The 13,883-nt window shown below is 72.6% G+C and carries 11 protein-coding genes; 3 read left to right on the forward strand and 8 right to left on the reverse strand.

What is annotated here, in order from left to right; genetic code table 11:
• Positions 1-190 precede the first annotated feature (190 nt).
• Positions 191-517, reverse strand: coding sequence for a hypothetical protein (locus AB0B66_RS34185; RefSeq protein ID WP_360537831.1), 327 nt, complete (start codon positions 515-517; stop codon positions 191-193).
• 235 nt (positions 518-752) lie between these two features.
• Between AB0B66_RS34185 and AB0B66_RS34190 the strand changes: the two genes are divergently transcribed.
• Both AB0B66_RS34190 and AB0B66_RS34195 read left to right on the forward strand, forming a co-directional pair.
• Positions 753-1,247 (forward strand): DUF3145 domain-containing protein, encoded by a 495-nt coding sequence (locus tag AB0B66_RS34190; protein ID WP_166388977.1) that lies wholly within the window; start codon positions 753-755, stop codon positions 1,245-1,247.
• 89 nt (positions 1,248-1,336) lie between these two features.
• On the forward strand, positions 1,337-3,034 hold the full coding sequence (locus tag AB0B66_RS34195; protein WP_360537833.1) for a glycoside hydrolase family 3 protein: 1,698 nt from the start codon (positions 1,337-1,339) through the stop codon (positions 3,032-3,034).
• Positions 3,035-3,111: 77 nt separating this feature from the next.
• On the opposite strand, the gene AB0B66_RS34200 is transcribed toward AB0B66_RS34195, so the two are convergent.
• The 5 genes from AB0B66_RS34200 to AB0B66_RS34220 all read right to left on the reverse strand — a co-directional run bounded on the left by AB0B66_RS34200 (position 3,112) and on the right by AB0B66_RS34220 (position 8,467).
• On the reverse strand, positions 3,112-4,386 hold the full coding sequence (locus tag AB0B66_RS34200) for a sigma-70 family RNA polymerase sigma factor (protein ID WP_360537835.1): 1,275 nt from the start codon (positions 4,384-4,386) through the stop codon (positions 3,112-3,114).
• Positions 4,383-4,721: a YciI family protein gene (locus AB0B66_RS34205; RefSeq protein ID WP_360537837.1), complete on the reverse strand. Its 339-nt coding sequence runs from the start codon at positions 4,719-4,721 to the stop codon at positions 4,383-4,385. The genes AB0B66_RS34200 and AB0B66_RS34205 overlap by 4 nt, the downstream gene beginning before the upstream one ends.
• 365 nt (positions 4,722-5,086) lie before the next feature.
• Positions 5,087-5,617: an XdhC family protein gene (locus AB0B66_RS34210; RefSeq protein ID WP_360537839.1), complete on the reverse strand. Its 531-nt coding sequence runs from the start codon at positions 5,615-5,617 to the stop codon at positions 5,087-5,089.
• A 227-nt stretch (positions 5,618-5,844) separates the two neighbouring features.
• A complete protein-coding gene (locus AB0B66_RS34215; RefSeq protein WP_360537841.1) occupies positions 5,845-8,250 on the reverse strand; it encodes an acyltransferase family protein in 2,406 nt (801 codons plus the stop codon).
• The gene (locus AB0B66_RS34220; protein WP_360537843.1) at positions 8,240-8,467 is read right to left on the reverse strand and encodes a hypothetical protein; all 228 of its coding nucleotides are present in this window, start codon (positions 8,465-8,467) and stop codon (positions 8,240-8,242) included. Before AB0B66_RS34220 ends, AB0B66_RS34215 begins: the two co-directional genes overlap by 11 nt.
• Positions 8,468-8,899: 432 nt before the next feature.
• Here AB0B66_RS34220 and AB0B66_RS34225 point away from each other — a divergent pair, with 432 nt between their 5' ends.
• Positions 8,900-11,008, forward strand: coding sequence for an acyltransferase family protein (locus tag AB0B66_RS34225; protein WP_360537845.1), 2,109 nt, complete (start codon positions 8,900-8,902; stop codon positions 11,006-11,008).
• Between the two features lie 117 nt (positions 11,009-11,125).
• Here AB0B66_RS34225 and AB0B66_RS34230 read toward each other — a convergent pair whose 3' ends face one another.
• Complete coding sequence (locus AB0B66_RS34230) at positions 11,126-12,535, reverse strand: carboxyl transferase domain-containing protein (protein ID WP_360537847.1); 1,410 nt, start codon at positions 12,533-12,535, stop codon at positions 11,126-11,128.
• A gap of 114 nt (positions 12,536-12,649) precedes the next feature.
• Positions 12,650-13,876 (reverse strand): beta-ketoacyl-ACP synthase II, encoded by a 1,227-nt coding sequence (fabF, locus tag AB0B66_RS34235; RefSeq protein WP_360537849.1) that lies wholly within the window; start codon positions 13,874-13,876, stop codon positions 12,650-12,652.
• Positions 13,877-13,883 lie beyond the last annotated feature (7 nt).

Below are 13,883 nucleotides of genomic sequence, written 5' to 3' on the forward strand. Positions count from 1 at the left end.
GGGCGCGCCGCCGCGGGCGCCGCCCCCCCCCCCGCCCCCCAATTAAAACCCCTCGCGCCCCCCCCCACTCCCTGAGGCCGCAAGTCTTTAAAAGTCGCCGCGCGGGTCGGGCGTGGCGCGGCGGCGCGGCGGGCATGGTTGAGGCCCCGGCCGCGGGGCGGACGGGGCCTCAAGGTGAGACAGAGGGGGCTCAGCCCTCGAAGATGCCGGCCTCGGCCAGGCGCTTCTCGGTGGCGTCCCAGCCGTGGCCCGGGTGGGAGCTGTTGAGAGCGACCAGCTCAGCGCGGATCTTGGTGGCGTGGCCGGCGCCCGCGAGCACGCGGATCTCCTCGACGAAGGCGTCCGAAGAGGTGCTCAGGTGCACGGTCTTGCCGTTGGTGAGGTTCCGCACGTAGGCGTGCTTGCCGTTGTTCAGCGGAATGATGTACTTGAACTCACCGAGCACGCTCAGCGCGCCACCCTTGGCCTCACCGGCCCGGACAGACGCGCGCGCGGTCTTGGAGGTGTTGCTCGCCACGACGTACTCCTTGAAAGTCTGGTTGACTTAAGAACTCTACACGACCCCCGAGCAGACCCTGACCGGCGTCGCCTTCCGGTGTGACGGACACGTCGCCGCGGGCCGGTCGGACAATTCATCCGGCGAGTTTGGCGATTCTCTGGCGCCACATCCGCCCCAGCCGTCATCATGGGTGAGATCGCCGGAGTCGCCAGGCCGTAGGGGAAGACGCGCCTGTCCGTCTCGGGAGGTCACCGTGCCCACGCGTGGCGTCGTACACGTCCACTCGAGCCCGCTTGCCGTGTGTCCTCACGTCGAGTGGGCGATTTCGCGCGCCCTGAAAAGCGGCGCGGTCAACCTGCACTGGACCGTGCAGCCGCTCGAACCCAGCGCGCGCCGCGCCGAGTGCGGCTGGTCCGGCCGCCCCGGCACCGCCGCGGAGATCGCGGCTGAGCTGCGCCAGTGGCCGATGCTGAGGTTCGAGATCACCGAGGAGCCGAGCGCCGGGGTCGACGGCGAGCGGTTCATGCACGTGCCCGGCCGGGGCCTGTTCCGGGCCGCGATGGGCGCGGCCGGCGACATCCAGCTCGGCGAGGACCGGCTGCGTGCCCTCATCACGGGCAGCCGCAGCCCGGAGGCGCTGGCGCATGCCCTCGACATGGCGATGGGCACCCCCTGGGACGCCGAACTCGAGCCGTATCGCTACGCCGCCGAGGGGGCGCCGGTGACGCTGCTGACCAGGGCGGGTTAGTCCAGGCGTGGGTGGCGGGCTCGGCCGTAAGGAGGATGTGGTCGCGTGTAACGGTTGACCCCGTCCCGTACTGCTGGTGGGATACCCGCGTGACCTCGTCAACGCAGAAGTGGTTCCGCCGGCTCGGTGCCGTCGTGTCCGGCCTGTGCACCGTGGCGGTCGTGGCAAGCGCGTGCGGCACGGCGCCCGACAACGGGGGAACTCTGCCGATGCAGGACCCGGCCGACGTCTCCGCCAAGGTCGCGGGGATCATCAAGAAGATGTCCGACGCGGACCTCGCCGGCCAGGTGCTGATGCCGTTCGCCTACGGGCGCTCGGCCACCGACGTCTCCGCGGGCACCGCGGCGGGCAACAAGGCCCTCGCGGGTGTGGACAGCCCCGCGCAGATGGTCGAGAAGTACCGGCTCGGCGGCATGATCCTGATCGGGTTCGGTGGCAACGACCCGACCGCCGCCAACCAGCCGGTCAACAACGTGCAGTCGCCGGAGCAGGTGCGGGCGCTGACCGGAGGCCTGCAGGCGGCCGCTGCCCGGCTGCCCGCCGACGTGCCGCTGCTGATCGGCATGGACCAGGAGTTCGGCGTGGTCACCCGGCTCACCGCCGGGATGACGGTGCTGCCCAGCGCGATGACGTTCGGGGCGGCCGCCGACCCGGGCCTGACCGAGGTGGCCTGGCGCGCGGCGGGCCTGGAACTGGCCGCGGTGGGCGTGAACGTGAACTTCGCCCCGGTCGCCGACGTGCTCGGACCGGCGGGCAGCTCCGTGATCGGCTCCCGGTCGTACGGATCGGACCCGCGCGCGGCCGGTGATCAGGTCGTCGCCGCGGTCAAGGGCATGCGGGCGGGCGGCGTGGCCGCGACGCTCAAGCACTTCCCCGGGCACGGCCACACCAGCGCGGACAGCCACACCGAACTGCCCGTCGTGAAGCAGTCCCGGCAGCTGCTGGACACCGACGACCTGGCCACCTTCAAGGCGGGCATCAAGGCCGGGGCGCCGATCATCATGTCGGGCCACCTGGACGTGCAGGCGGTCGACCCGGGCGTGGCGGCGACGTTCTCCAAGAAGGTGCTGACCGACCTGCTCCGCAAGGAGCTGGGCTTCCAGGGCGTCGTGGTGACCGACGGCATGAACATGGCTCCGGCGATGAAGGTGCCGCCGGGCGAGGCCGCCGTGAAGGCGCTGCTGGCCGGCAACGACCTTATCCTCATGCCGCCGCACGTCGGCCAGGCGCACCAGGGCATCGTCGACGCGGTGAAGGCGGGCACCCTGCCCCGGGCCCGGCTCGTCGAGGCCGTCGGCCGGATCCTGCACCTCAAGCTCGGCTTCGGCCAGGCCGCGGCGCCGGCCCTGTCCACCGTGGGCACCCACCAGCAGGACGTGGCCCCGCTCGCCGCGGCCGCGGTCACGGTGCTGCGCGGCACCTGCGGCAAGCCGCTGGTGACCGGCCCGGTGCGGGTGACCGCCTCCCCGGGCCGGGACAAGGCCCGCAACCGCCTGATCGAGGCGCTCAAGAAGTCCGGGGCCACCGTGGTCGAGTCCGGTGGCAGCGTCGTGCACCTCGTCGGGTACGGCGACACCGCCGACGACCTGGCCGCGGGCGCGGCGGTCACCGTGCACATGGACGTGCCGACGCTGCTCACCAAGTCGACCTCGAAGGTGCTGGTGGCGACGTACTCGTCCAGCGATCTGTCCATGGACGGGCTGGCCGCGGTGCTCACCGGCAAGGCGAAGCCGACCGGCCGCTCGCCGATCGAGGTGGCCGGCCTGCCCCGGACCACCTGCGCCTGATCTGCCGAGACGCCCGCCGCGTGCCCCCGTGGCCGCAGCGGGCGTCTCGCCGTTCGCAGGGCTGCGCCCGGGTCAGGTCAGCACCCGGGCCCATCGGATTCCTCGCGGAGCTCGTCGGCGCGGTCGAGCAGGGCGCGCCGCTCGACCTCGCTGTGGGCGTGCGCGGCGGCGGTGCGGAACAGGTCCGCGGCGCGTGCCCGGTCGCCGGCCCGCGCGGTGAAGTCGGCCTCCGCGGCGATCGCCAGCGGGTATCCGTCGAGTGCCCCGCCCGTTCGGGCTCGGGCCAGCAGGTCCAGCCCGGCCGCCGGCCCGTGGGCGTAGCCGTGCGCGACCGCCCTGTTCAGTTCGACCACGGGGCCGGGCTGCAGCTCGGCGAGCCGGTCGTAGCAGTCGGCGATGCGCCGCCAGTCGGTGTCCGGGACCGACGCCGCCGTGGCGTGGCAGGCCGCGATCCGGGCCTGCAGCGCGTAGGGTCCGGGTTCGCCGTGCCCGGGTTCGCCGTGCCCGGGTTCGTCGAGGCCGGACAGGATGCCGACGGCTTCGTCGATCGCGGCGCGGTCCCAGCGGGACCGGTCCTGCCGGTCGAGCGGGACCAGGTCACCGGCCGCGTCGCGGCGCGCGTGCCGCCGCGAGTGCTGCAGCAGGAACAGCGCGAGCAGGGCGTGGGCCTCGGCCTGGGCCGGCATGAGCCGGGCGAGCAGACGGGCCAGCCGGATCGCCTCGTCGGCGAAGGCGGGCTCGCCATCGGGGTTGTAGCCGTGGGTGAACAGCAGGTAGAGCACGGCCAGCACACCGGGCAGCCGCTCTTGCAGGGCGGGGCCGGTCGGCACGCGATACGGGATGCGGGCTTCTGAGATCTTGGTTTTGGCCCTGGTCAGCCGCCGGGTCATGGTGGATTCGCTGACCAGGAACGCCCGCGCGATGTCGGGGGTCGGCACGGCGCAGATGGTGCGCAGGGTCAGCGCCACTCGGCCTTCGAGCGGCAGCGCGGGATGGCAGCAGGTGAAGATCAGTCGCAGCCGGTCGTCCACGATCTCCTCCCGCTCCGGTTCGCCGGTGGCCGCGGTCAGCGCCAGCACGGCCAGTTCACGCAGCTTGCGGCGTTCGACGGTGCCGCGCCGCAGCACGTCGAGGGCACGGTTGCGGGCCACCGTCATCAGCCAGCCGCCGGGGTTGTCCGGCACTCCGTCGGCCGGCCAGCGGTCGAGCGCGAGCGCCAGCGCCTCCTGGGCGCAGTCCTCGGCCAGTGTCCAGTCGCCGGTGATGCGGATCAGGGCCGCCACGATGCGCTGGTACGCCTCGGTGGCCGCGGCCGCGGCGGCCTGCGCCGCCGCGGCCCGTGCGTCGGTCAAGACCGGTCCCAGTCGGCCTGCGGCCGGATCTCGATGCGGCCCCCGCGGGCCATCGGGTGGGCCTTCGCGACCTCGATCGCCTCGTCCAGGTCGGCGCACTCCAGCAGGTCGAAGCCGACGATCAGTTCCTTGGTCTCGGCGAACGGTCCGTCGGAGACCAGGGTCTGCCCGTTGCGCACCCGCACGGTCGTCGCCGTCGACTTCGGCGCGAGCCCCATGCCCATCAGGCGCTGCCCGCTGGCGTCGTGCTGGTTGACCCAGACGTCGACGTCGGGCTCCGGCGTGGGATCGGTGTCCGGCTCGGTGTCGGTGCAGACGAACATCAGATACTTCATCTCTTTGCTCCTCTTGTTCGAGTCCACCCTGGTGACGAACGGCCGACCGCGCTCCGGACAGTCCCCGCCAAGATTTTTCAGAAGCAAGGGCACCTTCTTATCGCTCCGCGTATAAGAAGGTGCCCTTGTTAACGCGGCGCCCCGTGTGAGCAGGGAATAGGCGAGAGGAAGGTGCCAAGGGCTGAGCCGGCCCACCGGAACTCCGGCGGCACGGTGGCTGCCGCCTGCGGGCCCGCGGGCCGAGAACACGACGTCGCGTTCCGGCTTACATCTTTTTTGATGTGAGCACATCAAAAAAGATGTAAGCGCAGACAGACATGTCCACGCGCGCACGCCGTCCAGCCCGGCTGAGCCACCAGGGCGAGTCAGAAGGCGAAGCCGCCGGGGCGGCCGTTGCGGTCGGCGATGAGGCCGGCCAGCGTCGCCACGGCGATCTCGGCGGGCGTACGCGACCCGATGTTCAACCCGATCGGCCGGTGCACCCGCGCGACCGCGTTCTCGTCCATCCCGCGTTCACGCAGCGCCGCCACATGCGGGGCGGTGTGGCGCGGGCTGCCCATCACGCCGATCCACCGGGCCCGGGTCTGCAGCGCCGCGTCCAGAACCGCGCCGAGTTCCGCCCGGTCGTGGTCGGTGACCACCACATCGGCGTCGCCGTCGGCGAACGACGGGTCGACGGTGCTGGCCAGCCGCAGGTGCTCGGGTCGGGGCACGTCCTCGACCCGGTGCAGATCGGGCTCCACCAGCACGGTGCGATAGCCCAGGTCGTGCCCGAAGTGCAGCAGGTGCGTGGCGACCGGGGAGGCGAACACCGCGATCAGGGTGCGTTCGCCGGGCGGCGCGGGGAGGTGACCGTGGGCCGCTGCGCAGGCCGGATCCGTGTGCTGATGTGCCACTCGCCCAGCCTAGTACCGTGGCGTCGGTTTCCGGGACGACCGCGGGCGGCGCTCGCATCGGCTCGTCGCCAGGGGCGGCCGGGCGCGGTGTCCCGCGCGGCGGCCGTGCGGGCAGTCAGCGCAAGCCGGCCGGAAAGGCGCAGGCCACCGCGGCATGACCGTTAAGAAGGGCACCTTCTGCAACGCGGAGCGTTAAGAAGGTGCCCTTCCTTCGCCCCCCGCCGGGGTCAGGGGACGGGGGCGGTGGCGCGGATGGTGCGGGCGGTGATGGTGGACATGACCATGGTCTGGTCGGGTTCGGGCGGCGGGGCGATGACGGCGACGACCTCGGGATGGTGGCGGCCGACGCGGGCGTGGGTGCGGCGACGGCGGCGGGGCAGGTCCTCGACCCAGCCGAGCAGCCAGCACGCGCCCGCGACGAAGACGCACGACAGGGCGAGCTTGATCGCGATGAGCAGGGGCTCGTTGTCCAACGCCCAGATGCGGGCCTTGCCCAGGATGAAGATGGTGGTCAGCACCGCGAGCTGGTGCCACAGGAACATGGTCAGCGAGCGGCTGCTGATCCACTCGACCACCCGGCGGAACCTCCGGCGGGCCGACAGCCAGGTCAGCTCCGGGTCCCAGTGCAGCAGCGGCACCACGAACGCGGCACACCACAGCACCTGACCGACCGGGCTGGCCTGGAGCAGCCCGCCCGCCGGCGGGAAGAAGTGCAGCCAGCCGAGCGCCCCGCCGACCATGACAGCCGACAGTGCCAGGACCAGCTTGCGGTTGGCCCGCTGGAGCCGCCCGGTGGCGTGCCAGTAGCCGAGCACCCAGCACGGCGCGTAGATGCCGAGCATCTGGGTGACGTCGGCCAGCCACGAGCTGAACCCGATGAGCGGCGACACGGCCAGCAGCGCCAGCGGGGCCAGCGCGGTCAGCAGCGGGCGGCGGCGGTAGCAGGCCCACAGCAGCGGGGCCAGCAGCGTCAGCCACAGGTAGGTGCGGATGTACCAGAGCACACCCGTGATCGGCACGGCCCAGTCGTTGCCCGGCGGGTCCGACAGCGGGAAGACCCAGGCCAGCACCGCGGTCTCGTTGAACGGTCGCGCGTCCGTGCCGTCCCAGCCCATCACCCACATCAGCGGTACGAGAATCAGCCCCGCCGCCCACACCGCGGGCATGACCCGACGGAACCGGCTCCACACCGCGATCTCGGGCCGGTCCTTGGCCTTCATCATGGACCGCGCCATCAGCGACCCGGCCAGCGCGAACATGACGCCCATCGAGGGCAGCGCGAAGCCCAGCCAGACGAAGCCGGTGGCGTGGAACGCGATGACCCGGGCCATCGCCAGCGCGCGCAGCAGGTCGAGGAAGAACGACCGGCCCTGGCGCGGCTGCGGAGCCGGTTCGGCGGCCTTCGGCTTGGCCGCCTCCTTGGCCTCGTTGCGGGTCTGCCAGGACTTGTGGCGCAGGTTTGCCAGCCCGGCGAGCACGGCCGGCCCGACCACGACGAGCTGGAAGACGTACAGCGCCGGGGTGAGCAGCAACCACGTGCTCAGCCGTTCGGTGAGCGGCACGCCGCGCCGGTCGAACAGGTACACGGTGGTCTGCGCGTACAGGAAGGCCACCCACAGGCCGACGCCGACCCACGGGACCCGCCACTGCGCGAACGGGAACACCATCAGCGCGCCCAGAATGAAGATCGGGGCCAGGCACATCAGCGCGAAGTCGAACGTGCGCAGCCAGAACGACCAGCCGGTGAGGTAGCGGATGTCCAGCGCGGTGACCCGGTAGTAGTCCCGCGCCCAGCGGATGCGCTGCCGGAACAGGTCGGGCGCGTTGTCGGGCACGGCGGTGTGCACGATCGCGTCGGCGACCGCCGCGGTGGTGCCGCGCCGCTGCGCGAAGTGGGTGAGGTGCCGGTCGTCGGCGACGCCGCGGCGCAGGTACTCGGTGAGGTTGTCCATGACCACCGCCGAGCGCCACACCGCCAGCGCGCCGGAGGCGGTGAAGATGTCGCCGGTGGCCGACAGCCCGTCCCGGATCACCAGGCAGCTGTGCAGGTAGTGCAGGTCGGTGACCTTGGTGATCAGGTTCTCGGCCCGGTTCATGGCGTACACCACGCCGGTCACGCCCTGGATCTTCGGGTCGGCGAAGCGGCGCAGGCAGCGCTCCACGGCGTGCCGGTCGACCACGGAGTCGCTGTCCACGGTCACCACGAAGTCGAAGTCCGCCAGTTCGGCGACCAGCGCGGTGGCCTGCGCGTGGTGCTTGCCGCCGTTCTCCCGCTTGTGCCAGATCACCCGGGCGTGCTGGAACGGCGGCAGCTCGGAGGCCGAGCCGTCGTCGACGACATGGATGACGTCCGGCACCACCGTGCCGTTGAGCAGGCTGCGTACGGTGTCGTGCAGCATCTCCGGGTCCTCGTTGTACGCCGGCACCACCGCGATGATCCGGCCGGAGGGCAACGGCAGGTCCCGGTGCCGGCGCAGCAGCCCCGCCAGCAGGATGCCCAGCGAGTACAGCAGCACCACCAGCGACAGCACGCGCTCGGCGGAGTCCGTCCCGACGAACTCGACGTACGCCACGATGACGGCGACGCAGACCAGCGCCGCGACCAGCCGCGCCCAGCGGTTGTCAGCGCGCATCGGTGCGCCACCCGCCGTCCGGGCGGGCCCGGTGCCGGCCGCGCGGACGCGGGATGCGGCCCGCGAACCGCTCCTGCCGACCGGACAAACGCAGCAGCACGATGCCGACGAGCACGGCGGTCAGCGCCGCCGAGATGACTTTGAGGACCACGCCGGGCGCGAGCAGCATGCTCACTCCCGTCACGGGCAGGATGTGCTGGCTTGAGCCGAAGGCCATCGAGGGCTCCCCTGTGATCGCGCCGGGGGATGGCGCGCAGCGAATGTCGTTCCAGATCGGATGGAGACGATCGGGAGTGGACCGAAACTAACGGCCCCAACGGGCCTGCTCAGCCACCGGCAACGCCGTGTCGGCAGGACCAGCCGCGCGGATTAGTCCGCGAAACGGTGAATGAGCGCGTGAGGTGCCGCCGCGCCATGGCCCGGTCGGCGGAGTGTCAAAGTTGCGCTGACCTCGGTTTTCATACCCTGCGGAAAACGTCCGGCGGTGGACCGCCGCACGGCCGGAACCCGCTGTCCTGTCGGCCTACCCGGTTCGAGCGGATCTTCGGCGGGATGCGGCGGCAGGCGTTTCCGGTGCGGCCCGCGGCCCGATGCACTCGTGAGCCCGCCGACCCCAGCCGCCGCGCTGGCACCGCGAACAGGAATCCGCATGAGCGTCTCGCGCACCCCCGTGCCCGCCCCGCCCGCCGCCCCGCCGCCCCGGGCCGCCCGCAGGCAGCCCCAAGCCGGCTTCCGGCCCGACGTGGAGGGCCTGCGGGCGCTCGCGGTCACCGTGGTGGTGCTGTTCCACGCGGGCGTGGGTGTGCTCAGCGGTGGCTACGTCGGCGTGGACGTCTTCTTCGTCATCTCGGGCTTTCTCATCACCGGCCACCTGCTGCGCGAGGTCGATAAGACGGGCACCATCTCGATCGGCTCGTTCTACGCCCGGCGGGCGATCCGGTTGCTGCCCGCGGCGACCTTCGTCACCGCGGTCACCGTGGGCGTCGCCTGGCTGTGGCTGCCGCCGGTGCGCTTCGCGGCCATCGCTGGCGACGCGCTGGCGACCACCTTCTACGGCATGAACTACCGGCTCGCGGTGCAGGGCACCGACTACCTGGGCTCGGCGCAGACACCGTCACCGCTGCAGCACTTCTGGAGCCTCGCCGTCGAGGAGCAGTTCTACTTCGTATGGCCGCTGCTGCTCATCGGGGCGGTGCTGCTGACCCGCCGCCGCCCGCGCCGCCGCCACCGCACCGTGCTCGCCCTGTTCTCGGCGATCGTGGCGGTCTCGTTCGGCCTGTCGGTGTGGCAGACGGGCGTCTCCGCGCCGTGGGCGTACTTCGGCATGCAGACGCGGGCCTGGGAGCTGGCCATCGGCGGCTTGATCGCCGCGACGGCGGTGCACTGGGAGCGGCTTCCGGGGCGGCCGGCCGTGGCGCTGCGCTGGGTCGGCCTGGCCGGCATCCTGCTGGCAGCGTTCACCTTCACCGAGCACACCGCCTTCCCCGGGTACGCCGCCGCGCTGCCCGTGCTGGCGACCGCGCTCGTGCTCGGGGCGGGCTGCGCGCGTCCCGACTCCCGGGTGCTCGGGCTGGCCCCGGTGCAGCTGACCGGGCGGCTGTCCTACGGCTGGTACCTGTGGCACTGGCCGGTGCTGGTCGTCGGGCCGTACGTGTTCGGGGAGCTGACCACCGGCCGGCTCGTGGTGCTGGCCGGACTGTCGTACCTGCTGGCCGCCACGACCCTGGTCAAGGTCGAGGACCCGGTGCGCTCCGCGCCCCGGCTGCGCCGCCGCCCCTGGCACGGCATCGCGCTCGGCCTGGCCCTGTCCACCTCGCTGGCCGCGGTCGCGGTCGCCGCCCCGGTGTACGTGCCGCCGCCCACCTCCGGCTCCGGGCAGGCCCTCGACGTCGCGTCCGCGCTGGCCAACGCCACCGGCGCGGAACGTGAGCTGATCAACCTGGTGGCCGCGGGCGCGGCGTCGAGCACGGTGCCCGCCAACCTCACCCCGGCCGTGGACAAGGCCAAGGTCGACGTGCCCAAGCTCTACCTCGACGGCTGCGATCCGGCGTTCAGCGAGTCCGAGGTGCGCAAACCCTGCATGTACGGCGACCCGGACAGCAAGACCACGATCGTGCTGTTCGGCGACTCGCACGCCGGGCACTGGTTTCCGCCCCTGGACGCCGTCGCCAAGCAGCGCGGCTGGCGGCTGGCCGTGGTCACCAAGTCGGCCTGCTCCGCCGCCAGCACCCTGATCTACATGAGCAACCTCAAGCGGCCGTACGAGGAGTGCGTGCGCTGGCGCGACGCCGCCGTGGAGTACATCCGCTCGCTGAACCCGGCGATGGTGGTGATGTCGTCCAACGGCAACGGCGACGCCCTCGACGTCGGCCCCGACCAGGCGACCGGCTGGGCGTCCGCGTGGCGCAAGACGTTCGGGAGGCTCGCCCAGCCAGGCATGAAGCAGGTCCTGATCAGCGACACGGCCTGGCCCGCAGGCGACGCCCCCGAGTGCGTGTCGAGCCACCTGACCAAGCTGGAGGCCTGCCACCGCCCCACCCAGGCCGCGATCGGCGACGGCCGCCGCCGCGCCCTGGTCGCCGAGGCCGCGACCCTGGACGGCGTCACCGTCATCGACCCGCTCCCGTGGATGTGCACGGCGGCCAGATGCCCCGTGGTCATCGGCAACGTCCTCGTCTACAAGGACAACAGCCACCTGACCGCCACCTTCGCCGCCCTCCTCGCCACCGTCCTAGCCGACCGCCTCCCCACCGTCTGAGGGAAAGGAAGGGCACCTTCACAACGCTCCGCGTTGTAGAAGGTGCCCTTCCTAACGCCAAACCGGCGGTGAGCTGCTGCTGGTGGCAGTCGAGACCGCGCCGACAGGCGGGCAGCGTCAGAGCGGAATGTTGCCGTGGGCGCCGCGGGCGGCGGGGGCGGCGGCGAGGGCCTCGGCGATGCGCTTGCGGGACTCGGCGGGCTTGATGACGTCGTCGACGACGCCGATCTCCAGGGCGCGGTTGACGCCGCCCGCGGCCTGGGTCTGCTCCTCGACCAGGCGTACCCGCAGCGCCTCGCGCTCGTCGGGCGGGGCGGCGGCGAGCCTGCGGCGGTGCAGGATGTTCACGGCCGCGCCCGCGCCCATGACGGCGACCTCGGCGTTCGGCCACGCGAACACCGCGCTCGCGCCGAGCGAGCGCGAGTTCATCGCGATGTACGCGCCGCCGTACGCCTTGCGGGTCACCAGGGTCACCCGGGGCACGACGGCCTCCGCGAAGGCGTGCAGCAGCTTCGCGCCGCGGCGCACCACACCGTCCCATTCCTGGCCGAGGCCGGGCAGGTAGCCGGGCACGTCCACGACGACGATCAGCGGCACGCCGAGCGCGTCGCACATGCGCACGAAGCGGGCCGCCTTCTCCGCCCCGGCGGAGTCGAGGCAGCCGCCCAGGCGCAGCGGGTTGTTCGCGACGACGCCGACGGTGCGGCCGGCGAAACGGCCGAGGGCGGTCACCACGTTCGGGGCCCACTTGGCGTGCAGTTCCACACCGGGCTCGTCGAGCAGGGCCTTGACCAGGGGCCGGACGTCGTACGCCCGGTTGGCCTGCTCGGGCAGCCACGCGCCGAGGTCGCGGTCGTCGGCGACGTCGGCGGGGGACAGACGGCCCGGCCGGCCGAGCAGCCGGGCCAGCCGCCGTGCCTCGGCGACGGCGGACGCGTCGTCCTTGCAGGTGAGGTGGACGACGCCGGAGCGGCGACCGTGCGCGTCGGGGCCGCCCAGGCTCTCCATGTCGACCTGCTCGCCGGTGACGGAGCGGACGACCTCCGGGCCGGTCACGAAGATCCGGCCGGCATTGCTCATGATCACGATGTCGGTCAGCGCCGGCCCGTACGCCGCGCCGCCGGCCGCCGGGCCGAGCACCACCGAGATCTGCGGCACGCGGCCCGAGGCCCGCACCATCGCCGCGAAGACCTGCCCGACGCCGTCCAGCGCGACGACACCCTCGGCCAGCCGGGCCCCGCCGGAGTGCCACAGCCCGACGACGGGGATGCGCTCGCGGACCGCGGTGTCGATGACGTCCACGATGTGCTCGCAGCCCTCGGCGCCCAGCGCTCCGCCCATCCGGGTGGCGTCGGTGGCGAAGGCGACCGCGGGCATGCCGTCGATGTCTCCCCGGGCGCCGAGCACGCCGGAGCCGTTCGCGGCGGTCAGCGTACGCACCGTGCCCTCGTCGAACAGGGCCCGCAACCGCACCAGCGGGTCGCGATGGTCGACGTCGCGCGCGGCTGCCGCCGAGGTCGTGGTCATGCGGATCTCCCTTGTGGCAGGCGGTCTACGCGACGACGCCCAGGCGCACTGAGGCACCTGGGCGTCGCCTGGCACGAGCCGGGGACCGAACCGAACTGCTCGGCCGACCCGGCCTCAGGGCCGCGTGAACAGGAGGGCGACGTTGTGCCCACCGAAGCCGAACGAGTTGTTCAGCGCGGCTGCGATCTGCAGCGGGCGGGCCTTGTGCGCCGCCACGTCCATGGTCAGGGCGTCGTCGGGGTCGTCGAGGTTGATCGTCGGCGGCACGACACTGTCGCGGATCGCCAGGATCGTCGCGATCGACTCCAGCGCGCCCGCCGCGCCGAGCAGGTGCCCGGTCATCGACTTGGTCGCGGTCAGCACCGGGTGGTCACCCAGCGCCGCCCGCAGCGCCGCGATCTCGGCCATGTCGCCGACCGGGGTCGACGTGGCGTGGGCGTTGACGTGCGCGACGTCGGCCTTGGCCACGCCGGCGTCGCGCAGCGCCATCGCGATGGCCCGGGCGGCGCCCGTGCCCTCGGGATGCGGCTGCACGATGTCGTACCCGTCGGAGGTCATGCCCGCACCGGCGAGACGCGCGTAGATCCGCGCGCCGCGCGCCGCGGCGTGGTCGGCCCGCTCCAGGATGACGATGCCGGCGCCCTCACCGAGGACGAAGCCGTCACGGCCCTTGTCCCACGGCCGGGAGGCCTTCTCCGGCTCGTCGTTGCGCGTCGACATGGCGCGCATCGAGGCGAAACCGGCGATCGGCAGGGGGTGGATGACCGCCTCGGTGCCGCCCGCGATGACCACGTCGGCACGACCGGACCGGATCATGTCCAGACCCCACGCGACGCCCTCGGCACCGGTGGCGCACGCGCTGGTCGGCGCGTGCACGCCGGCCTGCGCGCCGTACTCCAGGCCGACGAAGGCGGCCGGACCGTTCGGCATCAGCATCGGCACCGTGTGCGGGCTGACCCGCCGCGCGCCGGACGCCTCCAGGATGTCGTCCTGGGCCAGCAGGGTCTGTGCGCCGCCGATGCCGGAGCCGACGACCACGCCGAGCCGCTCTTTGTCGAGGCCGGCGTCGGCCAGGCCGGAGTCGGCCCACGCCTCGGCGGCGGCGATGAGCGCCACGGCCTCGGAGCGGTCCAGCTTGCGCAGCCGGACGCGGTCGATGACCTCGCTCGGCTCCACCGCCAGCTGGGCAGCGATCTTCACCGTCAGCTGATCGGCCCACTCCTGGGTCAGCTTGCTGACCCCGGAGCGGCCCGCCAGCATCGCGTCCCAGGTCGACGCCACGTCCCCGCCGAGCGGGGTGGTGGCGCCGAGACCGGTGACGACAACGTCAGGCTTGGTCACGTCAAAT

It is taken from the genome of Catellatospora sp. NPDC049111 (assembly GCF_040648615.1).
Lineage (GTDB): Bacteria > Actinomycetota > Actinomycetes > Mycobacteriales > Micromonosporaceae > Catellatospora > Catellatospora aurea.

What these genes read in the sequence shown, in the direction of transcription:
- AB0B66_RS34225 (WP_360537845.1), top strand. Translation starts at nt 8,900, where the DNA reads ATGAGCGTCTCGCGCACCCCCGTGCCCGCCCCGCCCGCCGCCCCGCCG.
- AB0B66_RS34205 (WP_360537837.1), bottom strand. Translation starts at nt 4,721, where the DNA reads ATGAAGTATCTGATGTTCGTCTGCACCGACACCGAGCCGGACACCGAT.
- AB0B66_RS34215 (WP_360537841.1), bottom strand. Translation starts at nt 8,250, where the DNA reads ATGCGCGCTGACAACCGCTGGGCGCGGCTGGTCGCGGCGCTGGTCTGC.
- AB0B66_RS34220 (WP_360537843.1), bottom strand. Translation starts at nt 8,467, where the DNA reads ATGGCCTTCGGCTCAAGCCAGCACATCCTGCCCGTGACGGGAGTGAGC.
- AB0B66_RS34230 (WP_360537847.1), bottom strand. Translation starts at nt 12,535, where the DNA reads ATGACCACGACCTCGGCGGCAGCCGCGCGCGACGTCGACCATCGCGAC.